Raw genomic sequence first — 23,096 nt, 5'->3', positions numbered from 1 at the left:
CTAATGCAGTTGGGCATGCGGTCTTCCTCGCGCCCCAAGCTGCCATTGTCGGTCGCGTTGCCACTTTTCGTGGCCATTGCGATGTTTCTGGTGGCCGTCGGCACGACCCAGATCGGCGTGATGGTTCTGCGGTCGAGCAACGAGACCGGTCTTCGCGACCAGGCCCTTGTCTTTCTCGACGCCGTGGCCGGCAACATCGCTGCGGAGATCGGCGAGGAGGATGCGCCGCGCACGGTGCGCCAGCAACTCGCGGCGTCGCTGACCTTTCGGACGGCACTTCTGGAAGAGGCGATGGCCGCCCGGTGGGTCGACCGGGACGGCACGGTGCAGACCGTCGTGCTCGGTGACAGCGACCATGATCTTCTTGATGCGGCACTTGACGAGGCGCAGGCACTTCCGCCGGGGGAGGCCAGCGTCCGGAACCTGGCAGAGCGGTCGGTCCTGCTGGTCGCGCGCAGCTATGGGCTCGAGGCGAGCCGGCTCTATCTTGCAGCCACGTTCGACACCACCCCGATCGAAGAAACGGCGAACCTGGTCTCGGGCGTGGCGGTCGGCATCGACATCCTCGTCGCAATCATCGCCGCGGTGGCCACCTATGCGGTGACGCGGCGGGCCTTGTCTCCGCTGGACAGCTTCATCGACAGGCTGGCGGACCAGAGCGACATTGCGCCAACGTCGACAAGCTGGCGACGCGGGGACGAGCTGCGGCAGTTGGAGGCAGCGCTGGCGCTGCGCGAACGGTCGGAGGCAGAACGCGTGTCGATGCTCGAACAGATGGCCCAGCAGGAACGCGATTCGCTTCTTGCGCGCATGGCGGCCGGCATCGCCCACGAAGTGCGCAACCCGCTCGCCGGGCTGAAGAACGGTGTCTCCACGCTTCGACGTTTCGGCGACCGGGAGCAGGTTCGCGAGGAAACGTTGGACTTCTTGGAGAACGGCCTCGACAGCATCGGACGCGTCGTCGACGTCACCTTGTCGACCTACCGGCGACGTTCGGGGCCAAAGGTGATTTCCGCTCGTGAACTGCGAGATCTCGAACTGCTTATTGCTCCCGAGGCCGTGCGTGCCGGCGTCGACCTTAGCTGGCAGCTCGACGATACCGTGCAGATCAAGATCGACGCCGACGCCCTGCGGCAGATCCTGGTCAACCTGATGCTCAACGCCGTGCGTGTCTCGCCGAACGGTACGACCGTGACGATCCGGCTGGAGCAGGGCACCGTCGCGAAAACGGTCGTCGTCAGCGTCGCCGACCAAGGGCCTGGCATGCCGCCCGAACTCGTCGCGGCGATCGTGTCCGGGAACCTGGAGGATATTCCGGTGGAACGCAGCATTGGCATTTGGGTGGTCGCGAGCCTCGTCGAGCGAATCGGCGCCGACTTGTCGATCCGCAGCGAAGAGGGCATGGGAACGACGGTACGATTGACGCTCGCGGCTGCGCCCGATGGAGCGGACGGGGCATGACGCGATGAGTGCGATCCGCATCCTTGTGGTGGAAGACGACGAGACGCTGGGCCTGTCATTGCGTCAGCGACTGGAGCTCGAAGGCTTCGTCGTGCGATGGGCGAGGTCGGCGGGCGAGGCGCATGCGGCATTGCAGGAAGCGGCGCCGGACGTCATCCTGTCCGATATCCGCCTGCCCGATGGCGATGGTGAGAGCGTGATGCGGCGGCACTTCGCCAACTTCGGCATGGTGCCGGTCATCTTCATGACCGCTTATGGCGACATCGATCAGGCGGTGCGTCTCGTTCGAGACGGCGCCCTCGATTATGTCAGCAAGCCGTTCGATCTCGACGCGCTCGTGGAGACCCTGCGCGGCATCGGCAGCCGGCAGATGGCCGGTGGCGCCAGCAGCGGCACCAGCCCTTTCGGCGCGAGCGCGGCCATGCAGGCAATCGCCACCACGCTCCAACGTGCAGCCCAAACCGATCTGCCGGTGCTGCTGCTCGGGGAGACGGGAACGGGCAAGGAAGTCGCGGCGCGCTACGTCCACGAGGCCGGGTCGCGAAAAGATCTTCCCTTCGTGCCAGTCAATTGCGGGGCGCTTCCGCACGAACTTGCTGATTCCCTGTTGTTCGGCCACGAGAAAGGCGCCTTCACCGGCGCGACCGCCGCTCATTGCGGCTTTCTGGAAGAAGCGGCAGGCGGCACGCTCTTTCTCGACGAGATCGGCGATCTGGCGCCCATCCTGCAGGTGAAGCTGTTGCGAGTCCTTGAAACCCGCGAGTATCGCAGGCTGGGGGGAAGCCAGACACGCACCTTCGACGCTCGCGTCGTCTGCGCCACGAACAAGGATCTGCAAGCGCTGGTGGCAAGCGAGGCGTTTCGCGAGGACCTTTGGTTCCGCATCAACGTCATCACCTGCCGGCTGCCGCCATTGCGCGAGCGCCGCGAGCAACTCGCCGAACTCCTCGACAGTCTCGTGGCCGGTGCGGCGACACGGATGGGACGCGTTCATATGGCGATCGACGAGACTGCGCGCCTGGCTGCGGCGCGGTACGCCTGGCCCGGCAACATTCGCGAGTTGATCAATCGGATCGAGCGCGCGGTGGCGCTCGGGGACGGCCACACGCTAACGGCCGCAGATCTGTTTCCCGACGGCGGGCCGAGCGGTGAAGCGCCGTCCGATGGAAATGCCGGTGCCGAGGCGTCGCTGTCCGATGTCAGGGACGCCGCAGAACGCCAGCACATCGTCGCGGCGCTCGCCCGCGCCGCCGGATCGCCCAAGGACGCTGCCTCCATCCTCGGCATCTCCCGCACCACCTTGTGGGAAAAGATGCGCAGGCTGAAGATCGGCAGCCACGGCGACTAGACGGCGAGGGGGCCGATCGGGGGTAAGTCGAGCCCCCTCATGGCGCTGCCGGTCGCGACCACGGCCCTACCTTCCGAACCCCGACTGCTGCGGGAGCCATAGCGAGAGTTGCGGGAAGGCCCACACCAGAAACAGGCCAATGATCAGGATGCCGACATAGGGCGCCGCGCCACGCATGATCTGCGTCAGCGGGGCGCCGGTGATACCCTTGATGACGAAAAGGTTCATGCCGACCGGCGGGGTGATCAGCGCCAGCTCCAGGTTGATCATCAGCATGATGCCGTACCAGATCGGGTTGATTTCGAGCGCGAGCATCGCCGGGAGGATGATCGGGGTGGTGATCAGGATGATCGCGATCGTCTCCAGGAACATGCCGAGGATGAAGATCGCGATCATGACGATGAGGATGAAGCCGGTTTGCGACAGGCCGAGCGCGGCGACGGTCTCCATCACCTCTGCCGGAAGGCGAATGATGGTGATCGCATGGCCGAACATGCCGGCTGCCGCGATGATCATGAACAGCATCGCGCAGGTGCGCATGGTCTGCCAGGTGCAGTCCACGAGATCGCGCAGCGAGACATTGCGGTAGACGAGCAGGGCAACGAGCAGCGCGTAGGCAGCGCCGACGGCGGCGGCCTCGGCGGCAGTGAATATGCCCAGATAGATGCCCCCAAGGATGACGGGCGGCATCATCACGGCCCAGATCGATTTCCAGAATGCGGCGAGGACGGCGCGCAGGCCCGGCCAGTCCTGCGTCTGCGTTTCGCCATGCGCGTTCGCCTGAAACCAGGAGAAAACGGCGAAGAACAGCGCGATCATCAACCCCGGTACGAGGCCGGCGAGGAAGAGGCCGCCAATCGAGGCGTTGGTGACGACGGCGTAGAGGATCATCGGGCCCGATGGCGGGATGAGAATGCCGAGTGTGCCGCCGGCCGCGATGATGCCGTAGGTGTCGCGTGGCCGGTAGCCGTAGCGCTGCATCTGGGGGATCGCGGTCGAACCGATGGTGAGCGCGGTGGCGACAGACGAGCCGGAGATGGTTGCGAAGATCGTGCAGGACAGGATCGTCGCAAAGCCGAGCCCCCCCTTGATGTGGCCGACCAATTTGTTCGACATCTCGTAGAGATCGTCGACGACCTTCGCTTTGATCATCACATGCGCCATGAAGGCGAACATCGGGATGGTGGCGAGGAGCGGGTTGTTGAGCGAGGCGAAGACCGTGTCCGCCATCGACCAGATGCTGCCCTCGAAGAACCAGAGGACGGCGAGCGAGGTGAGGCCGAGCGCGGCGAAGATCGGCATCCCGGTCAAAAGCAGGACGATCAGAAGCCCGACGATGAAGACGATCATGCCCGGCCTCCCCGCAGGAGCGTGAAGAGGCGCGCCAGGCACACGAGCGCGATCAGGACGCCCCCGACGATCATCGTCGATTGCGGTATCCACATCGGCAGTTCCAGATAGCCAGCCGAATAGGCGCCGAAGCGGCGTGAGAAGGAGACAGTGTGCCAGGCGGTCGCCAGAAGCGCGATCGAGAAGATGAGCACTGACAGCTGTGCCCAGACGTCGAGCCAGCGGCGTAGCGCTGGAGAGGCCTTGTCGAGGATCATGTCGATGCGGATGTGGTCGTCACGCCGCGATGCCTCGGCTGCGCCGAACATGACGATGGCGACGACGAAGAAGCCGGTCGCCTCCTCGACGCCGACGAGCGGCCGGCCCATCACGTAGCGCATCCACACGCCCGCGCCGGTGATGACCAGCACGACCAGGATCAGTACCGAACTGACAAGGCCGCCCGCGCCGGCAATCGCGGCTGCGAGACGGTCGACCGGCGAGGAGGCGACGGGCGCCTCCTCCATTTCCGCAGGATCGCGCATGCCGGGCTACTTGATCTTCTCGATCAGAGACAGAAGCTCGATTCCCTCGTCGCCCGTCTCGGCTGTAAAGCCCTCCTCGAAGGCCGGTTGCATCGCCGCCCGGAACGCCTCGTTCTCCTCGTCGGTGGCGATGTGGATGGTCACGCCCTTCTCCTCGAGCTGCTTGGGCGCCTCGGCAGAGGCCTCCTGCGAGGCTTCGAGCGCCCAGCCGGCCGCCTTTTTGCCGGCCTCGTCGAGCGCGGCCTTCTGCGTATCGGAAAGGCCGTCATACCAGGACGGCGTGACGTAGCCGTGGAGATACGCGGCGAGCACCGGCACCACGGTCATGTGGTCCTGCACTTCGAAATAGCGGCGCGAATAGGCCGCGGCCACGTCAGTCACCGCGGCATCGATCACGCCGGTCGCCAGCGCCTGGTAGACCTCGCTGCCGGGCATCGACACGGTCGAGGCGCCCATGGCCGTCAGGCCGCGGTCGAAGGCGGGGCCAATGCCGCGCATCTTCACGCCCTGGAAATCCTCCGGTTTCGTCAGCGCCTTGCCCTTGGAGGTGAACACGCTGACATTGGTCTGGAACATCCATGCGATGTTCTTGACGCCCTTTTCGAGCAGCTTGTCCTCAAGATAGGCGGCCGCCTCCGAGGTCGGCCACTGCTTCCACGCCTCGATGGAGGACATGGTGTAGGGGCCAACGGTCACGTTCATGATCGGCAGCGTCTTGCCCCACTGGAAATTCAGCGAGAAGGCGCATTCGATCTCGCCTCGCGCCACGGCGAGGATGTTGTCATTCGCCTTGATCAGGCTGTCGGCGCCGAATATCTGAACGTCGAGTTCGCCGTTCGACAGCGTCTCAACTTCGGCGGCCCACTTTTCGATCACGTTCGAGATGTGGTGGCCGGGCGGTAGCTGGTGGCTGCAGCGCATGGCTTCCTGCGCACTGGCGGCGCCCGCCATGGCCGTCGCGGCGAGCAGTGTTGCAAGGAACGTTTTCGTCATCTTGGTCTCCTCCCAATCGTGACCTGGTCTGTTTTGGTATTCAGCCGGCCTTCAGTTCGGCGACGCGCGGCAATCCTGCGCGGGCCATCTGGCCGTAGAGTGGTTCTGCGGGCATCTCCCGGCTAAGGATATCGCGGATCGCGACCAGCTTCTCGAGGTCGATGCCCGTCGCAAATCCTTTCGTTTCGCACAGAAAGACGAGATCTTCGAAGACAACATTGCCCGTCGCGCCCGGCGCGAAGGGGCAGCCGCCGAGCCCGCCGAGAGATCCGTCGAGTATGCGACAGCCCGCGTCCACGGCTGCTGATGCGTTGGCGATCGCCATGCCGCGCGTGTCGTGCAGATGGATGGCGACCGCCCGGTCGCCGGCGATGGCCTGCGTGCGTCCGACGAGCGCAGAAATCTGGTTCGGTCCTGCAAAGCCAACCGTATCGGCGAGCCCGACCACGTCGGCGCCTGCCTCGAAGAGCGCCGAGGCGAGGTCTACGACCTCTTGCGGGTCGACCGCGCCGGTGATCGAGCAGCCGAAAGCCATCGCGATGCCCGCATTGACCAGCGGGCGATGATCGCTGGCATCGCGCAGATCGCAAAGCCGCTTCACATGGGCAACCGCCTCGGCGCGCGAGCGGCGCGTATTGGCTTGCGAGTGCGCCTCGGTGGCCGAGACGACGCACATGATCTCATCGACCTCCGCCGCAAGCGCATCGTCCGCACCGCGGTCGTTGAGGACGAGCCCGACCGCGTGGGCGGACGGCAGCGCCCTTACGGCGGACAGCACTTCGTGGACATCGGCGAATTGCGGAAAGCGCGAGGCGGGCAGGAACGACCCGACCTCGAAGTTGCGCACGCCGGCGGCGTGTTCGCGCCCGATCCATTCGATCTTGGCCGCAGTCGAAGGGAAGGATTTGACGAGTTGCAGGCCATCGCGCAGCCCGACTTCTCGCAGCACGACCCGATCGGTGGGATAGACGTCACGAAGCTTCGTCATGCCGCACGCGCCTTCACCTTGCCGCGCGCCGCTTCGATCGCCGCAGCGTCAAGGCCGATCGCGGCCAGAACCGCGTCGGTGTCCTGTCCGACAGACGGCAGGTCGCCGCCGCCGGTCAGCATCTCGCCGTCGACCTCGAAGGGCAGGGAGGGCGCGCGGAAGGTAGAACCGTCCGGCATGCGCGAAGTCGCAAGGCCGCCCGGGCGCATCACATGCGGGTCGTCATACATGTCCGCCGGCCTGGCGATCGGCGAATAGGGTATGCCGATCTCCTCGAAGCGCCTGAGGAGTTCGTCGGCATCGCGGGCAGCGATCGCCCGGGCGACGATGGGCACCGTCCGCTCGCGGGCATTGATCTGGTCCATGCGCGTCTGCAGTGCCGGATCATCGATCAGGTCATGCAAGTCCAGAAGCCGGCAAAGCGCCGTCCACTGGCCCTCTGTGACCGCGCCGACGAAGACCTGTCCCCCTCCGGCGGTGTCGAAGATGTCGTAGATCGGCCAGGAAAAATCGCGCTCCGGCATCGGAGGCGGCGATCGGCCTTCGAGTTCGAACTGGACCATGTGCTGGGCGACCAGCAGGAGGCAGTTCTCGAAGAGGCCGATCCGCAGGTTCCTGCCCTTGCCCGTGACCTTGCGCTCCAGAAGCGCAGCCAGCACAGACATCGCACCGAAGAGCCCGCCCATGATGTCGTTCGCCGACGAGCCGACCCGCAGCGGGCGACCGGACGGGCCGGTCATGTAGGCAAGGCCGGTCATCATCTGGACGACTTCGTCGAGCGCGGTGCGGTCCTGATAGGGGCCGCGCAAAAAGCCCTTGTGCGAGGCAACGATGAGGTTCGGAAATTCGCGCCGCAGCGTCTCGCCATCGGCGCCCATCTTCGCCAGCGACTGGTCGCGGAAATTTTCGATGAAGACGTCGGCGGAGGCGAGGAGCTTGTGGAGCGCGATCTGGCCGCTATCGGTCTTGAGGTCGAGCTGGACGGATTTCTTTCCGCGATTGAAGAGCGGGAACATCGGTCGGCCCATGCCGGACAGATGGCGCGTCTTGTCACCCTCCGGCGGCTCGACCTTGATTACTTCGGCGCCGAGGAAGCCCAAAAACATGCCGCAGGACGGGCCCATGATCATGTGGCTCATCTCGACGACGCGAATGCCCTCGAGCGGCTTGAAAGGTTCCGTCACTTGCATCTCCTCCCGTCGCTTGACGACGACTTGGCGGCAAGGTAGCGCCGGTATGGAAATCGCAAAATTATAAAGTTTCTAAGACATCGTTCTGAATTCGAGAAACCATGGATTCGCGCCAACTCCGCTATTTCGAGGCGATCTTCGAGAAACGCAGCCTGACCACGGCAGCTGGCGACCTGCGGGTCGCGGTTTCGGCGCTGAGCCATCATCTTGCCAACCTCGAGACAGAACTCGGCCAGCGCCTCTTCCACCGCAAGCCGCGTGGCATGGAGCCGACGGCGGCGGGCGAGCGGCTCTATATCCACGCCAAGGCAATCCTGCGCGCCATGCAGGCGGCCGAACGCGATATCAAGGCATCCGGCGGCGAGGTCGCGGGCGACGTGACGATCGGCATGGCCTATTCGGCGGTGAAGGCAATCGGCGTCCCGCTCCTCCAACGCATACTGACCGACTACCCGAAGCTGAACCTGTCCCTGTCGGAAAGCCTGTCGGGGGCGACGCTGCTGCATCTTCTTGCCGCCGACGTGGACATGGCGCTGGTCTACAATCCGCCCGCCGACATAAGGCTGAAATCCACTCCGGTGCTCGAGGAAAGCATGGTCCTGATCGGGCTAGAGAGTATCATCGGCGAAAGCGGCCGGCCGATCGCCTTTCACGACACGCTCGACATGCCGATGATCATTCTGCGCCAGGGCATCTCGGCACGCGCCCTGGTGGACGACGCGACGCTCCTGAAGAAGCTCGAGAGCAAGGCGCGCTTCCAGATGAACTCGGTGCAGGCGATCGGCGGCGCGTTGATCGCTGGGCTCGGCTGCGCCATAGGCACGCGGCTCTTCCTGCAGGAGTATATCGATTCAGGCGCTCTCGCGGTCCGGCCCATCATCGAGCCGGAACTGTCGCGCACGCTGCATCTGTGTCAGATGGCAGAGCGTCCATCTTCCTATGCGCTGGAAGCCGTGCAGCAGCTGGTCATCCAACTCGTGCACGATGCGGTCGATCGCGGAACATGGCAGGCTCGCAAGGTCGAATAGCCGAGCCAAGATATGCCCTTTGCTCGAAGCGTGTGGGCTGGATCTATTCGAGCCGCATCAGGAGCCCCGCCATCAGACGCGCGCGCTCGACGAGGCTGTCGCTCTCGATGTGCTCGTTCAACGTGTGCAGTCCCGCGCCGCGCACACCAATGGAATCGAGCGTGGGGATGCCGAGTGCTCCGGTGAAATTGCCGTCCGATCCGCCACCGGCGCTGCCGTGGGTCAGGTCGAATCCTATGTCGGCGGCGACCTGACGGCCGATCTCGTAGAGCGCCATCGTGCCGGCGTCCGGCTCCCACACGGGACGGGTGACGCCGCGGGTCACGTCGAAGCGAACGTCGTTCTCCTCGCTCGACATGGCGAGCATCGCCTCGACGCCGCGGTCGAGATCGTCCTGCCGCTTGGCCATCGACAACGCCTCGGCGTGGCATTCGGACGAGACGCAATTGACCCACTGGCCGGCATGGATGACGCCGACGGAGAAGGTGCAGTCGTCGGTGGTCATCTGTTCAACCTGGAGCAGCTTCTTTGCCATCAGCGCGATGGCCGAGCGGCCTTCGCCGAGCGCCCAGCCAGCGTGGCTCGGGCGACCTTCCGTCTTCAAGTTGAAGCGGGCGATGGCGTAGCGGCCGGTGACGGCGCCGCCGTCGGGGCGGGCCGGTTCGGGCACGAGCACGTACTTGTTCTTGCGCGCCTCCATCTCGATCAATTCGCGCGTCGAAGGCGTACCGACCTCCTCGTCGGGCGTGAACAGGACGGTGACCGGCAGCGGGCAGTCGATGGCGGCGAGCGCCAGTTGGCGGATCGCCTCGACGGCGACGAAATTGCCGCCCTTCATGTCCTGGATGCCGGGACCATAGGCCTTGTTGCCCTCGCGGCGGAACGGCAGCTTCTGGAGTGTGCCGACCGGGTGGACGGTGTCGAGATGGCCGGAGATCAGGATACCGGGCTTGCCGAAATCCTTGTGCGGGAAGCGAGCGCGGACCGAGCCGCCAAACCCCATGCGGCCGGGAATGCGCTCGATCTCGGCGCCGGCAGCGGCCAGATCGTAGCTCGCAAGATCCATCATCCGGTCGACGGCGGCCGCATCGAAGGTTGGGCTCTCGCACTCGATCCAGGGCTTGAGGCCCTTCAGCATGGTGTCGGTGTCGAAGGGCAGGGCGTTGAGGTTCATGGGGTCACCTTGGGGGTCTTGGTCGGCGGTTTTCTCTCAAGTGACCCCCACCCTTCATCCCTCCCCACGCGACAAGGGGGAGGGAGGTCGTCGGCGTCGCGCTTTCCCTTCCTCGGCGGGGGAAACGGCAGGGGTCAGACGACTAGAGCGGGAGGCGCTTCTCGATGATCCGAGCCATGACGCTGGCGCCGACGGGCAGGATCGCGTCGTCGAAAACGAAGCCGGGATTATGGACAGGTACGTCGCCGCCATGGCCGATGGTGCAGTAGGCGCCGGGGACGGCTTTGAGCATGTCGGCAAAATCCTCCGAGCCCATCACCAGTTCGTTTTCGTGGGTGATGTTGTCGACGCCGACGATGTCGGACGCGGCGTCCAGATAGGCTTCGGAGAGCTTGTCGTCGTTCATCAGGACGGTGAAGATTTCGCGCAAATCCGGTTCGACCTCGATGCCGAACATCTTCGAATAGCCCTCGCACATGTCGCGGATGCGGGCGTGGATCAGCTCTTTTACCTTGTCGTCGAAATAGCGGATCGTGCCGCAGATGACCGCCTTGTCGGGCACGACATTGTAGGCCGAGCCGGAATGGATCTGCGTGACCGACAGGACGGCCGGCTTCACCGCCGGGACATTGCGGCTGACGATCGACTGCAGCGACTGGACGAGCGAGGTGACCGCGACGATCGGGTCCTTCGAATGATGCGGCATCGCGCCGTGGCTGCCGACGCCCTTCACATGGATGTCGAAGAAGGTGGAACCGGCCATGGCTGGTCCGGGCTTGACGCCGACCTTGTTCGGAGCGGCGAGCGGGTTGTTGTGCATCCCGTAGATCTCGTCGCAGGGAAACTGCTCGAAGAGGCCGTCGGCGAGCATGGCGCGCGCGCCGCCAAGGCCTTCCTCGGCCGGCTGGAAGATGAAGACGGCCTTGCCCGAAAAGTCGCGCGTTTCGGCAAGGTAGCGCGCGGCGCCGAGCAGCATCGTCGTGTGGCCGTCATGGCCGCAGCCGTGGAACTTGCCGGGCGCGGTCGAGCGCCAGGGGAGGTTCGTTTCCTCGTCCATCGGCAGCGCGTCCATATCGGCGCGCAAGCCGACCGCGCGCTCGCTGCCGCCCTTGCCCTGGAGAACGCCGACGACGCCGGTCTTGCCGAGGCCGGTGTGGACCTCGATGCCCCACGACTTCAGCTTCTCGGCGACGATGCCGGCCGTGCGCGTCTCCTCGAAGCCGATCTCGGGATTGGCGTGGAAATCGCGCCTCATGGCGGTCAGTTCGTCAGCGTATTCGGCAATCCGCGGCAATGTCGGCATGTCGGTCTCCTTGTCTCGTGGGGGCGGCGCTCAGGCCGTCTCGGTCGGGCGCAGGGAAAGCTCCCTGAAATTGGCGAAGTCCCAGTGGCGGCCGGGCGCCGCCTCGATCAGCGCGCGCGTATACTCGTGGCGCGGCTGGGAGAGAACGTTTTCGGCGGTGTCGTGCTCGACGATGCGGCCGTGCTGCATGACGACGACCTCGTCGCAGATCTGAGCGGCGACGCGCAGGTCGTGGGTGATGAAGAGGATCGCGATGCCGAGCTTTTCCTGCAATTCGTCGAGGAGCTTGAGCACCTGCGCCTGGACCGACACGTCGAGCGCCGACACCGCCTCGTCGGCGACGAGAATGTCGGGCCGCATGGCGATGGCGCGGGCAATGGCGATGCGCTGGCGCTGGCCGCCTGAGAATTGATGGGGGTAGCGGCCGAGCGCGTCGGCGGGAAGGCCGACGAGTTCCATCAGCTCCCGGGCGTGGTCGAGAGCGTTCTTGCGCGATTGACCGAAATTCAGCGGCCCTTCGATCAAGCTGTCTCCCACTGTCCAGCGCGGGTTGAGCGAGCGGAACGGGTCCTGGAAGACGATCTGGATGTGCTTCCTGTGCGGTTGCAATTCGCTGCGGCCGAGCATGGCGATGTCGGTTTGACCGACCTTTATGCGTCCTTCGGTCGGATCGATGAGCCGCATGACGCAGCGCGCGACGGTCGACTTGCCCGATCCGCTTTCGCCGACGATGCCCAGGGTGCGGCCCGGCTTAATGCGGAATTTCACCTCCTGCGCGGCCCGTGTTTCCCGGCCCTTCTTGAACAAGCCGCGCGTGCTGTAGATCTTGGTCAGGCCATCGACCGACAGCACCGGATCGGCCCAGCTTTCGGGGCGGGCATCGCGCGGCGCGAGGCTCGGCACGGCTTCGAGAAGCCGGCGCGTATAGTCCTTTTGCGGCACGCGCAGGAGCGTTTCGACCGCGGCGCTCTCGACGATGTCGCCATTGCGCATGACGTAGACCGTGTCGGCGATCTCGGCGACGACGCCCATGTCGTGGGTGATGAAGAGAACGGCCGTGCCGTGGCTCTCCTGCAGCTCTGCGATCAGCTTCAGGACCTGGTTCTGTGTGGTCACGTCGAGCGCGGTCGTCGGCTCGTCGGCGATCAGAAGCTTGGGTTCCAGGATCAGCGCCATGGCGATCATGATGCGCTGGCGCTGGCCGCCGGAAAGCTGGTGCGGGTAGGAGCTGTAGATGCGCTCGACGTCGGGCAGGTGCACCTGCTCCATGATGTCGATCACGCGGCGCTTCTTCTCTCGCGTGGGCAGCTTGGTGTGGCTGTCGAGCACTTCCTCGATCTGGGCGCCGACCTTCATCACCGGGTTGAGCGCGGTCATCGGCTCCTGGAAGATCATCGAAATGCGCTGGGCGCGCAATTCGCGCATCTGCGAAGCGTCGAGATCGAGAAGGTTCTGGCCGTCCAGCTCGATGCGGCCGGCTGTGACCTCGAGCGCCCCCTTGGGCAAGAGGCCCATGATCGCGAGCGATGTCACCGACTTGCCCGATCCGCTCTCGCCGACGAGGCAGACGGTTTCACCCTGCCGAATGGTGACGTCGATCGTGTTGAGGATGGGAACGGAATCGTCGCCCGTCGTGGCGACGGAAAGGCCGAGAATTTCAAGCGCGACCGGCTTATCGTCGAACTGGCGATTGCGGAACAGCATGGGTTACGCCTCCCGCTTCTTGAGGCGTGGATCGAGCAGATCGCGCGCGGTATCGCCCAGGAGATTGATGGACAGGATGCACAGCGACAGCATGAGGCCGGGCCAGAAGATCAGCTCCGGCTTGATCTGGAAGAACAGGCGGCCTTCCGCCATGATGTTGCCCCACGTGGGAATCTCGGTCGAAACGCCGGCCCCAAGGAAGGAGAGGATCGCTTCCGTCAGGATCGCCGAGGCGCAGATATAGGTGCCCTGGACGATGAGCGGCGCGAGCGTGTTCGGCATCAGGTGCTTCCACAAAATCTTCGGCATGGAGGAGCCGAGCGCGATCGCGGCCTCGACATAGGGCTCCTCACGCGCCGAAAGGACGACAGAGCGAACCAGCCGGACGACGCGCGGAATCTCGGGTAGGGTGATGGCGAAGATCACCGACCAGATGCTCGGCCCATTGAGCGCCACCAGCGCTATGGCGAGCAGGATCGAGGGGATCGCCATCAGTGCATCCATGATGCGCATGATGATGGCGTCCGCCAGGCGGAAGAAGCCCGAGACGAGGCCGATCATCAAGCCGATGAAGACCGAGACGATGGCCGCGCCGATGCCGATCAACAGCGAGACCTGACCGCCGACCATGACGCGCGAGAAGAGATCGCGGCCGTAGGGGTCGGTTCCCAGCCAAAAGGTCTCGGTCGGGCCTTTGAGGCGTTCCAGCGCGTTCATGCTCATCGGATCGTGCGGCACATACAGATACGCGGTTACGGTCGCGAGCACGATCACGGCGAGGACGATGGCAGCGAGGATCGGTCCGATGCCGAGGCGCCAGTTGCGCGGAAGCTGGATCGCGCCAAGCACGACCTGCATGGCGGAGGTCGGTTGCGGTTGAGCGGCCATCAGTAGCGAATCCTCGGGTCGAAGAGCGTGTAGGAGAGGTCGATCAGGAGGTTGACGAAGACGTAGATGGCGCTCGTCAGGAGGATCATCGCCTGGATGACGGGGTAGTCGCGGGCGAGGATCGCGTCGACGGTGAGGCGGCCGATGCCGGGAATGTTGAAGACGCTTTCGGTCACCACGACGCCCGAGATCAATAGCGCGAAGCCGGTGCCGATGATGGTCAAGATCGGCACGGCAGCGTTGCGAAGCGCATGCCGGAACAGGACGATGTGCTCCTTGACGCCCTTGGCGCGGGCGGTGCGGACATAATCCTCGCCGAGCACTTCGAGAAGGCTCGCACGCGTCATTCGGGCGATCAGCGCGACATAGATGGTGGCGAGCGTCAGGCAGGGCAGAACGGCGCGCGACAGGAAGCCCTGCACGCTTTCGGAGGGCGAGGTGTAGCCCTGGACGGGAAGCCAGCGCAGGTCGATCGCGAAAAATTTGATGAAGAGGTAGCCGATGACGAAGACGGGTATGGAAAAGCCCAGAACCGAGAAGGTCATGACGGCATAGTCGACCCAGGTCCGGTGCCGCCATGCGGCGAGAACGCCGAGCGGCACGGCGATCAGAACCGAGAGGATGATCGTCAAGGTCCCGATCTGCAGCGTCGGCCATATGCGCTGCCCGATGAGGCGCGTGACCGGCTGGTTGGAGATAATCGAGGTTCCCAGATTGCCTTGCACGAGCTGGCCGACCCAGGTGACGAACTGGATGTGCAGCGGCTCGGCAAGTCCGAGCGACTCGCGAATGCGTTCGAGCTGAGCGGGCGTGGCGGAATCGCCGGCGATGATCGCGGCGGGGTCGCCCGGCGTCAGGCGCAGAAGCAGAAAGACGAAGATCGCGACGATCACCATCACCGGAATGATGGCGAGGATGCGCCGGATGACATAGCCGAGCATGGGCTCAATGATCCTTGGAAGACTGGGATTTGAAGGCCCCCGGCATCAGATGCCGGGGGCCCCAGACGGCTGAAAGCCGCTACTCCGACTTGTCGATCTGCCAGAAGACCGGCACCGGCGACGGGATCATGTCGACGATGTTGGCGCGACGTGCCTGAACGGTCAGATACTGCCCGAGCGGAACGTAGTTCACCGTTTCGATGACATGCGCCTGGATACGCTCGGCGACTTCGGCCCGCGCCTCGGCGTCGCTCGCGGCGATGAACTCGTCGCGCAGGGCTTCCAGTTCCGGATCCTCCGGCCAGCCGAACCAAGCGTCGTCGCCGCGCCCGTTGACCATGGGATTGATCAGCGGCGAGGAGATTTCCGGAACCATCCAGTTTGTGAAGAAGATGTTCCAGCCGCCATCTGCCGGCGCCGCCTGGCTGGCGCGGCGGGTGACCAGCGTCTGCCAGTCCATGGCTTGCATGTCGACGTTGAAGCCGGCTTCGCGAAGCTGCTGGGCGGCCACGACCGGCTGTGCGGTCAGCGTCGTCACGTCGGTCGGCTGCATCAGGACGACCGGCGTGTTGTCGTAGCCGGCTTCCTCCAGAAGCGCGCGGGCGGCTTCGGGATCACCGCCAGCCTTCAAGGTCTCGCTGCCGGTTTCCGATGCGAGCGGCGTGCCGCAGCCGAAGATGGCGCCGCAAATCGAGTAATATTCCGGATTGCCGATCAGCGTCGCCAGAACCGATTCCTGTCCCATCGCCATCAGCGCAGCCTGGCGGATCTTCTCGTCATCGAAAGGGGGATGCTTGAAGTTCATCCGGCCCATGGTCTGGTAGCCGAGCGGATCGCGCACCTCGACCACCACATCGGGGCTTGCCTCCAGGATCGGCAGAAGGTCGATCTGTGTCTGTTCGAGATAGTCGATCTCGCCGGAGACGAGCGCGTTGATGGCGGTCTGTGCGTCAGGCATCGTCATCCAGACCACGCGGTCGACATTGACGACCTTGCCGCCCGCCATCCAGTTCGCAGGCTCCTCGCGCGGTACGTAATCGGCGAATTTCTCGTAGGTGACCGACACGCCCGGCTCGAATTCCTCCTCGACGAAGGTGAAGGGGCCGGAGCCGGTATAGTCGGTGATCGCCTCGTCCGCCGACGTCTCGGCCACGCGCGCAGGCATGATGAAGGGGGGAACGGCTGACTGCTTGGCGACAATGTCGAGCAGTGGCGCGAACGGCTCGCTCAGCGACCAGGTGATCGTCTTGTCGTCGGTCGCTTCCAGGCTTTCGGTCACGTCGAAGATCAGCTGACCACCGGAATCGCGCTCGCCCCAGCGCTTCAGCGAGGCGACGGCATCGGCGGCCGTCACCGGTTCGCCATCATGGAACATCAAGCCGTCGCGCAGGGTGAAGGTGTAGGTGAGGCCGTCCTCGGAAACCTCGTAATCGGCCATCTGCGGCTGAACCTCGAAGTTCTCGTTCACCGCGATCAACACGTCATAGATCATGTAGCCGTGGTTGCGGGTGATGTGCGCGGTGGTGATGATCGGGTCGAGGACGCGCAGACCCGAATGCATGACGGCCGTGATCGTCTCGGCATCCTGCGCGAGCGCAGCTCCTGCCGGCACGATCGCCGTTGAGGCGGCCAGCGCGGCCGCCAGCATTATGGATCGTCCCTTGTTGGCCAGGGCAGAAAAGCCGTTTGAATGGAATGTCATCGGTAACCCTCTTCGATTGATTTCGCCAATGTCAAAATGCACCGGTCTTACCGCCGGCTTGTCGGAAAGTCTTGTCAGCCTGCGCGGCGGGCAGCCTCCGCAGGTTGGAAGGCGGGACCGCCCGGCGAGAGCCTGAGGCCCGGCGCCAGGCGCGTGAAGGGCAGGTCGGCGGCGTCAAGCGCCATCGGCCCGGGTGCCGTGGCCACCAGAATGGCTTGCGCGATCGGCTCGAAATCCGCGCGAAAATGGACCGAGCTCTTGTTGACGAGGATCGCCTGATCTTCCGGGTCGATGCCGACGAAGCGATACATCTCGCGGTCGGCCATCTGCGCCTTGTAGGTCGAGACAACGATCCGCACGCCGCCAATGGAGAGGCAGGCGGACGGGCCAAGGTTCATGTCGGCGCCGCCATAATAGGGGCCCGTCGCCTTGAAGCGGCCGTCCGAAAGCCGCTCGACGCGGTAAATCGCCTTCAGCGGCGCGTCGCCGGGAACGTTTGACTGGCCGCCCAGCGTCAACTCGATTTCGGCGCCTTCGCCTGCTTCGTGCGCTCGGGCGGCCGAGACCGGATCGACGATGACGCCGATGGCCGCGCGTTCAACGCCTTTCTCAAGAAGCGCGCGCAACATGCCGGTCGTGTTCGAATCGCCGCCCGCGCCGGGATTGTCCTGCGTATCGGCGATGATGACGGGCTTGCTGGCAGAGGTGGCAATGCGCTGCGCCTCAGCGACGGCTTCGAGCGGCGCGTAGGCCTTGCCCGCGAAGCGGCTTTCGCGCTCCAGGAAGGCGCGCTCAAGGGCGTTCGCGGCGGCATCCGCTTCGTCCTGCGTGTCGGCGTAGGCAATGACCGATGGCCGGCAATCCTCGAAGTCGGCGGCGGGAAAGCCGGTCAGGATCGAGGCGCTCGACACTTTGCTGCCCTCGGTCCGGCTAACTTCCGCGTAGAGCGACTTCGCCGGTTCGATCATGGTGCATTGCCACGGGATCGGGATCAGGAACGGCAGTTGGCGGAAGGCCTTGGCAAAGGGCTTGCCGCGAACCATCAACCGGTCCAACTGCTCTGCAGCGCGCACGCCCGTTTCGGCCATGTCGACATGCGGATAGGTGCGGAAGGCGACGAGCACGTCCGCCGCGTCGACCATGTCGCGCGTGACATTTCCGTGGAGATCGAGGCTGGCCGCTATCGGGACTTGCGGGCCGACGATCGCGCGCAGGCGCTTCAGGAGTTCGCCTTCACCGTCATCGACGTGCTCGGCAACCATCGCGCCGTGAAGGTCCAGCAGGAGCCCGTCGATGGGCCCGGCCGCGCGCAGGCGATCGGCGATCTCGCCGGCAATGCGCTCATAGGCTTCTTCTTCGACATGGGCGGAAGGGATGGCGCCGGTCCATAGAAGCGGGACGAGTTCCCAGCCGGCCTTGGCAGCGTATTCGACAAAACCGCTGATGCCGAGATTTACGCCCCCGCAACGCTCCAGGATTTCCACCCCCCGACTGATCGGCAAGTAGCCGCCGCCCTGTTCGAAATTGTCATAGCGGGCGGGGGATGGCGCAAAGGTATTCGTTTCGTGCAGAAACCCGGCGATCGCAACACGCTTCGACATTTCGATTCCCAGGGCTGGAGTGTCGACGACATTCTGTATCGGCTAGCGATATAGAGATATCGCAATTCAACGGTAGAGGTGGTAAGACCTGCCGTCAACAGCCATTCAGGGGGGCGGACATGAACCGCAGCATCAGCAGTGGAGAAGACGGCGCGCGGGTTCTTGACCAGAGCCAGAAGGACGACCCCCTCTTCGTCCAGTCGATCGCCCGCGCGATGCACGTTCTTTCGGTTTTCCACAAGGCCGAGCAGCCTCTCAGCCTGACCGAAATCGCCGAGGCGAGCGGGACAGGGCGCAGTGCCGCGCAACGCGTTCTCCACACCTTGCGGGCCCTTGGCTATGTCGAGCGAGACGAGACGGGCCGGGGTTTCGTGCCGGGAATCCGCGTGCTCGATCACACGGTCGATTATCTGAGGCTGAACAAATTGATCGAGCGGGCGACGCCGGTTCTGCTCGATCTGCGCAAGAACGCGCGCGAGCGCATCGACCTCAGTCTCTTCGACGACCTGCGCGTGGTCTATGCCGCGCGGATGCAGAGCAAACGCGAGACCTTCTTCGCCACGCTGGTCGGCCATTCGGTGCCGACCTTCTGCACCTCCGGGGGGCGGGCGATCATGGCGCACCTTTCCGATACGCAGGTGGACGATATCATCGCGCGTTCGGATCGGCGCCCGTTCACGGACAAAACCATCACCGTGCCGGACGAGGTGCGGGCCATGGTGCGCGAAGCGCGCCTGAACGGCTATGCGCTGACGGTGGAGGAAGTGCTGGTGGGTGAGGTCGCACTGGGCGTTGCCGTACTGGGGCAGGGCGGCAAGCCCCTCGGCGCGATCCATGTCGCCGGGTCGCTCAGCGAATGGACGCCGGATGCGTTTCGCACGCGCTTCGCCCCCTTGGCGGTCGAAGCCGCCAATGCGATCAACCGGTTACGATAATCGGCTGAAAAGTTGAATCGTCTCAGGCTGTTTTCAACATTGGCATGTCGATGACCTTCAAGTCGACGAGCGACTGGATGTTGGCTATCGGAACGGGCTTGCCGAAGAAATAGCCCTGTGCTTCGTGACAGCCCTGATCGCGCAGGAACTTGAGGTGCGACGCGCTTTCGACGCCTTCGGCAAGAACCGGAATGTGCAGGCTTTCAGCCAGGATGATGGTCGAGCGAACGATCGCCATCGCCTGCGCGCTCGTGTCGATACTGGCGATGAAGGAGCGGTCGATCTTGATCTTGTCGAAGGGGAAGTTCTGGAGCGTCGACAGCGAGGAATAGCCGGTTCCGTAGTCGTCCATCGCAATGCTGATGCCGCGTGACTTCAGCTTGCGGACGACTGAGAGGGCATGCTGGTGATCCTCGATGATGCTCGACTCGGTGATTTCGAGTTCAAGACGCGAGGCGGGCAGGCCGGTTTCGGCGAGGATCTCGTCCACCAGTCGGGGAAGGTCCGACTGCGAGATTTGCGCCGACGCGACATTGACCGCGATCTTGTAGGGATTCGACCAGCGCGCGGCCTGAGTACAGGCTTCACGCAGAACCCATTCGCCGATGGGCAGGATCAGCCCGGTTTCCTCGGCAAGCGGAATAAAGTCGACCGGCGAGACCAGTCCGCGCTGGGGGTGGTTCCAACGCACCAGCGCTTCAAAGCCGACCAGGTCGCCCGAAGCGACGTCGTTCTGCGGCTGGTAGTATAGTTCGAGTTCGTTGCGCTCCACGGCATGTCGCAGCTCGAGCGACATGGCGGAGCGCGTGCGGTTGGCCTCGTCCATCGACGAATCGTAACGGCATATGCTGGTGAAGGCCGACTGCTTGGCCCGGTACATGGCGAGGTCGGCGCGGCTCAGGAGCGTCGACGCGTCCGACGCATCGTCCGGGTAATAGGCGACGCCGAGGCTGGCGCCGACAGTCAGAACGCGAGCCGCGTCCTCGACCGGGCTGCAGACCACTGCATGGAGCCGGGCAGCGAATTCGAGCGCCTGGCTCTTTTGATAGAGCCCGGTCTTGACCGCGACGAACTCGTCGCCGCCGACGCGGGCCAGAAACTCGCCATCCTGGAGGCAGGCTGAAAGGCGCTCGGCAATGATCTTCAGGACGATGTCGCCGGCTGCATGGCCGTGGACGTCGTTGATGTCCTTGAAGCGGTCGAGATCGATGGCGATCACCGCGATGCGCGAGGTGTCGTCGTAGTCGCCGCCGATGATCTCACCCAGCTTGCTTGCGAGGTGGTGACGGTTCGGCAGGCCGGTGACGGCGTCGTGCAGCGCGAGCTGTCGGTAGCGCTGGACAGCTTCGACCTCGTTGTGGTTGTCGATCAAGTAGCTCGACAGGCCCGTGCCCATGACGAGCGACATGACAGCGAGAACGCCGAGGATAAGCAGGCTGTCGGAGATGCCCTTATCCGGCACGGAGATGGACAAGTCCGGCATCAGCGTTAGCGCGCCCATGCCGGTGAAGTGCATGGAGACGATGGCGAGGATAAGCGCCAGCGCGCCGCCATAGCGGCAAAAGCGCGTGACGGGCCGTGCGATGCGGTTCATCGCGACCGCGCCGAAGAACGCGCCGAGCGCGACCGAGATTGCGACCAGAGTGGGATCCCATGCCATCTGCGCGGTTACGCGCATGGCGCTCATGCCGGCATAGTGCATCACGGCAATGCCAACGCCAAGGATCGCTCCACCGAACTCGATCAGCACGCTGGTGCGCGTGCTGGCGGCGACGACCATGCCGATGGTGCAAAAGCCGATCGCGAGGAAGAGCGAGATCAACGTGATCGCCGGATCGTAGGCGTGCTGAAGTGCCGGCATGTAGCCCATCATGGCCACAAAATGGGTGGTCCAGATGGCGCTGCCCGACACAACGCCGGCAAGGAACAGCCAGTTGGCGCGGCGGGCGCCGGTGGTGCGCCGGGTGCGCGCGAAGAGCCGCATGGACATCAACGAACCGGCCACACAGATGACAGCCGCCAGAAGCACGTATCGATAGTCATGTTCGTAGACAAGACACGAGATTACTTGCAGCACGTCACCACCCTCAATGCAGTCGAAGCCCCACCAATACGCGCGCTTGGTTAACGAGTGTGGTATCTGGCGGGGCGCCGAACGATCACAGAGCCGTGTGGTAATCAAATACTGAACTAAAGGCCGGTGAAGGTTGCGTTGCGCTTTTCCTTGAAGGCCGTCCGACCTTCTTCATAGTCGGCACTGGTGAATGTCGCGCCGCCCAGTTCGGCGGCCCGCGCGTTATCCAGGGGATCGGCGGTCAGCACAGCCCGGATCGCTGCCTTCGAGGCGCGCACCGAGAGAGGTGCGTTGGTTGCGATCACCGTCGCGATCTCCAGCGCACGGTCGATCGCGGGCGGCAGGTCGGTCACTTCAAGCAGGAATCCGAGCGCCTGTGCTGTCGGCGCGTCGAGCCGTCCGGCGGTGAAGGTCATATAGCGGGCAAGCTGCGGCCCGAGCGCATGGACGATGTCGGCCATGGCGTCGACCGGATAGGCAAGGCCGAGCCTGGCGGCAGGAACGCTGAACAGCGCATCGGGCGAGGCAACGCGCAGATCGCAGGCGGCGGCAAGGCCGAAGCCGCCGCCAAAGCAGATGCCATTGATGGCAGCGATCGTCGGCACGGGGCAGTCGCGCACGGCGCGGAACGCGCGCGAATTGGCATCCTCATAGATGGCGGCCCGTTCCCCGCGACGCACCGTGTCGAATTCGGAGATGTCGGCGCCGGCGCAGAAATGGCCCCCCGTCCCTGACAGGACGATGGCGCGGACGTCTTTGTCGGCTGCGAGGGCCTCGAAGAGGACGGCCAGATCCAGCCACATGGACTGGGTCAGCGCGTTTTTCTTGTCGGGACGCTCGATCTGAAGCGAGACCACAAGGCCGGCGCGGTTGACACGAAAGCCCGGCTTTACCAAACCTTCTTGAATCTCGAACAATTTACGCCACCTGAAGCCAAGTTAAGGAAATCTGAGTTCAATCCGCGTCGTGTGTGGACTAGAATTCCGTGACTGCCAAGCCCGATGACAGGGGAAGCCGATGACGATTTCGATGAAGGCCCGCAGCCACCCGGTGCAACCGGTCGATCCAATCTGGAGCGCGGTGCGCCAGGAAGCTGCCGACGCGGTTGCGTGCGATCCCATCCTCTCCGCATTCCTGTACGCGACGATCCTCAATCAGGACAGCCTGGAGGACGCGGTGATCCACCGCCTTTCCGAACGGCTGCACCATCAAGATCTCGGCGCTGACCTCATCCGCCAGACCTACAAGGCGATGCTGCGCGACAACGCGGACTGGAGTTCCACCGTACGCGTCGACATCCAGGCCTATTTCGACCGCGATCCGGCCTGCGACCGGTTCCTGATGCCGGTGCTCTACTTCAAGGGGTTCCACGCGATCCAGACGCATCGGCTGGCGCATTGGCTGTGGACGCAGGGGCGCAAGGACTTCGCGCTCTACCTGCAGAGCCGATCATCGGCGATCTTCCAGACCGACATCCACCCGGCCGCACGGTTGGGCAAGGGCATCTTTCTCGATCATGCGACCGGCCTCGTCGTGGGTGAGACGGCGGTGGTGGAGGACGACGTGTCGATGCTGCATGGCGTGACGCTTGGCGGCACCGGTAAAGCGGGCGGCGACCGGCATCCGAAAATCCGCCACGGCGTCCTCATCGGCGCCGGGGCGAAGATCCTCGGCAATATCGAAATCGGACATTGCACCAAGGTCGCTGCCGGCTCGGTGGTGCTGCAATCGGTCCCCAACAACAAGACGGTGGCCGGTGTGCCGGCAAGGATCGTCGGCGAGGCGGGATGCGAGGAACCCTCGCGCGCAATGGACCAGCTCCTGACAGCGCAGCCTTCGCAGGGTTGACGATGCCGGGTTGGAAGGGGCGCTTTTGGCTTTACATGCCCGTC

General features: G+C 64.4%; 19 protein-coding genes. 5 read left to right on the top strand and 14 right to left on the bottom strand.

The genetic code is table 11. The features are described 5' to 3' along the window. The first annotated feature begins 45 nt into the window (after positions 1–45). Both GTK01_RS03065 and GTK01_RS03060 read left to right on the top strand, forming a co-directional pair. The gene (locus tag GTK01_RS03065) at positions 46–1,461 is read left to right on the top strand and encodes a sensor histidine kinase (RefSeq protein WP_252924355.1); all 1,416 of its coding nucleotides are present in this window, start codon (positions 46–48) and stop codon (positions 1,459–1,461) included. Between the two features lie 4 nt (positions 1,462–1,465). Further along, complete coding sequence (locus GTK01_RS03060; protein WP_252924354.1) at positions 1,466–2,809, top strand: sigma-54 dependent transcriptional regulator; 1,344 nt, start codon at positions 1,466–1,468, stop codon at positions 2,807–2,809. A 66-nt stretch (positions 2,810–2,875) separates the two neighbouring features. On the opposite strand, the gene GTK01_RS03055 is transcribed toward GTK01_RS03060, so the two are convergent. From GTK01_RS03055 to GTK01_RS03035, 5 genes are read right to left on the bottom strand one after another with little or no spacing between them, the layout of a single operon-like run. Then, the gene (locus GTK01_RS03055) at positions 2,876–4,159 is read right to left on the bottom strand and encodes a TRAP transporter large permease (protein ID WP_252924353.1); all 1,284 of its coding nucleotides are present in this window, start codon (positions 4,157–4,159) and stop codon (positions 2,876–2,878) included. Further along, a complete protein-coding gene (locus tag GTK01_RS03050; protein ID WP_252924352.1) occupies positions 4,156–4,683 on the bottom strand; it encodes a TRAP transporter small permease in 528 nt (175 codons plus the stop codon). The genes GTK01_RS03055 and GTK01_RS03050 overlap by 4 nt, the downstream gene beginning before the upstream one ends. Positions 4,684–4,689: 6 nt before the next feature. Further along, the gene (gene dctP, locus GTK01_RS03045; RefSeq protein WP_252924351.1) at positions 4,690–5,676 is read right to left on the bottom strand and encodes a TRAP transporter substrate-binding protein DctP; all 987 of its coding nucleotides are present in this window, start codon (positions 5,674–5,676) and stop codon (positions 4,690–4,692) included. Between the two features lie 40 nt (positions 5,677–5,716). After that, on the bottom strand, positions 5,717–6,664 hold the full coding sequence (locus GTK01_RS03040; protein ID WP_252924350.1) for a hydroxymethylglutaryl-CoA lyase: 948 nt from the start codon (positions 6,662–6,664) through the stop codon (positions 5,717–5,719). Continuing rightward, positions 6,661–7,848 carry a CaiB/BaiF CoA transferase family protein gene (locus GTK01_RS03035; protein ID WP_371924254.1) on the bottom strand — a complete coding sequence of 396 codons (1,188 nt, stop codon included), beginning with the start codon at positions 7,846–7,848 and terminating at the stop codon, positions 6,661–6,663. Before GTK01_RS03035 ends, GTK01_RS03040 begins: the two co-directional genes overlap by 4 nt. Before the next feature lie 107 nt (positions 7,849–7,955). On the opposite strand from GTK01_RS03035, the gene GTK01_RS03030 reads away from it, so the two are divergent. Then, entirely contained in the window at positions 7,956–8,882 is a 927-nt protein-coding gene (locus GTK01_RS03030; RefSeq protein ID WP_252924348.1) for a LysR family transcriptional regulator, read from the top strand. Between the two features lie 43 nt (positions 8,883–8,925). Here the strand turns inward: GTK01_RS03030 and GTK01_RS03025 are convergent, their stop codons facing one another. From GTK01_RS03025 to GTK01_RS02995, 7 genes are all read right to left on the bottom strand, one after another. Beyond that, on the bottom strand, positions 8,926–10,056 hold the full coding sequence (locus tag GTK01_RS03025) for a M20/M25/M40 family metallo-hydrolase (RefSeq protein ID WP_252924347.1): 1,131 nt from the start codon (positions 10,054–10,056) through the stop codon (positions 8,926–8,928). A gap of 142 nt (positions 10,057–10,198) precedes the next feature. Further along, positions 10,199–11,359 (bottom strand): M20 aminoacylase family protein, encoded by a 1,161-nt coding sequence (locus GTK01_RS03020; protein WP_252924346.1) that lies wholly within the window; start codon positions 11,357–11,359, stop codon positions 10,199–10,201. 30 nt (positions 11,360–11,389) lie between these two features. After that, complete coding sequence (locus tag GTK01_RS03015) at positions 11,390–13,063, bottom strand: ABC transporter ATP-binding protein (protein ID WP_252924345.1); 1,674 nt, start codon at positions 13,061–13,063, stop codon at positions 11,390–11,392. A gap of 3 nt (positions 13,064–13,066) precedes the next feature. Continuing rightward, positions 13,067–13,951: an ABC transporter permease gene (locus tag GTK01_RS03010; RefSeq protein WP_371924253.1), complete on the bottom strand. Its 885-nt coding sequence runs from the start codon at positions 13,949–13,951 to the stop codon at positions 13,067–13,069. Further along, on the bottom strand, positions 13,951–14,892 hold the full coding sequence (locus tag GTK01_RS03005; RefSeq protein ID WP_252924344.1) for an ABC transporter permease: 942 nt from the start codon (positions 14,890–14,892) through the stop codon (positions 13,951–13,953). The genes GTK01_RS03010 and GTK01_RS03005 overlap by 1 nt, the downstream gene beginning before the upstream one ends. 79 nt (positions 14,893–14,971) lie before the next feature. Continuing rightward, positions 14,972–16,594 carry an ABC transporter substrate-binding protein gene (locus tag GTK01_RS03000; protein WP_371924252.1) on the bottom strand — a complete coding sequence of 541 codons (1,623 nt, stop codon included), beginning with the start codon at positions 16,592–16,594 and terminating at the stop codon, positions 14,972–14,974. Positions 16,595–16,668: 74 nt separating this feature from the next. After that, entirely contained in the window at positions 16,669–18,195 is a 1,527-nt protein-coding gene (locus GTK01_RS02995; protein WP_252924343.1) for a M81 family metallopeptidase, read from the bottom strand. Between the two features lie 119 nt (positions 18,196–18,314). Between GTK01_RS02995 and GTK01_RS02990 the strand changes: the two genes are divergently transcribed. After that, the gene (locus GTK01_RS02990; RefSeq protein WP_252924342.1) at positions 18,315–19,130 is read left to right on the top strand and encodes an IclR family transcriptional regulator; all 816 of its coding nucleotides are present in this window, start codon (positions 18,315–18,317) and stop codon (positions 19,128–19,130) included. Between the two features lie 22 nt (positions 19,131–19,152). Here GTK01_RS02990 and GTK01_RS02985 read toward each other — a convergent pair whose 3' ends face one another. Both GTK01_RS02985 and GTK01_RS02980 read right to left on the bottom strand, forming a co-directional pair. Beyond that, positions 19,153–21,207 carry an EAL domain-containing protein gene (locus GTK01_RS02985; protein ID WP_252924341.1) on the bottom strand — a complete coding sequence of 685 codons (2,055 nt, stop codon included), beginning with the start codon at positions 21,205–21,207 and terminating at the stop codon, positions 19,153–19,155. Between the two features lie 113 nt (positions 21,208–21,320). Then, a complete protein-coding gene (locus GTK01_RS02980) occupies positions 21,321–22,121 on the bottom strand; it encodes an enoyl-CoA hydratase/isomerase family protein (protein ID WP_252924340.1) in 801 nt (266 codons plus the stop codon). A 100-nt stretch (positions 22,122–22,221) separates the two neighbouring features. On the opposite strand from GTK01_RS02980, the gene cysE reads away from it, so the two are divergent. Then, the gene (cysE, locus tag GTK01_RS02975; RefSeq protein WP_252924339.1) at positions 22,222–23,052 is read left to right on the top strand and encodes a serine O-acetyltransferase; all 831 of its coding nucleotides are present in this window, start codon (positions 22,222–22,224) and stop codon (positions 23,050–23,052) included. Positions 23,053–23,096: the final 44 nt, after the last annotated feature.

The organism is Aliihoeflea sp. 40Bstr573 (genome assembly GCF_024105655.1).
GTDB lineage: Bacteria > Pseudomonadota > Alphaproteobacteria > Rhizobiales > Rhizobiaceae > Aliihoeflea.
Note: the sequence above shows the minus strand (reverse complement) of the source record. Positions and strands in the feature narration are given on the sequence as shown.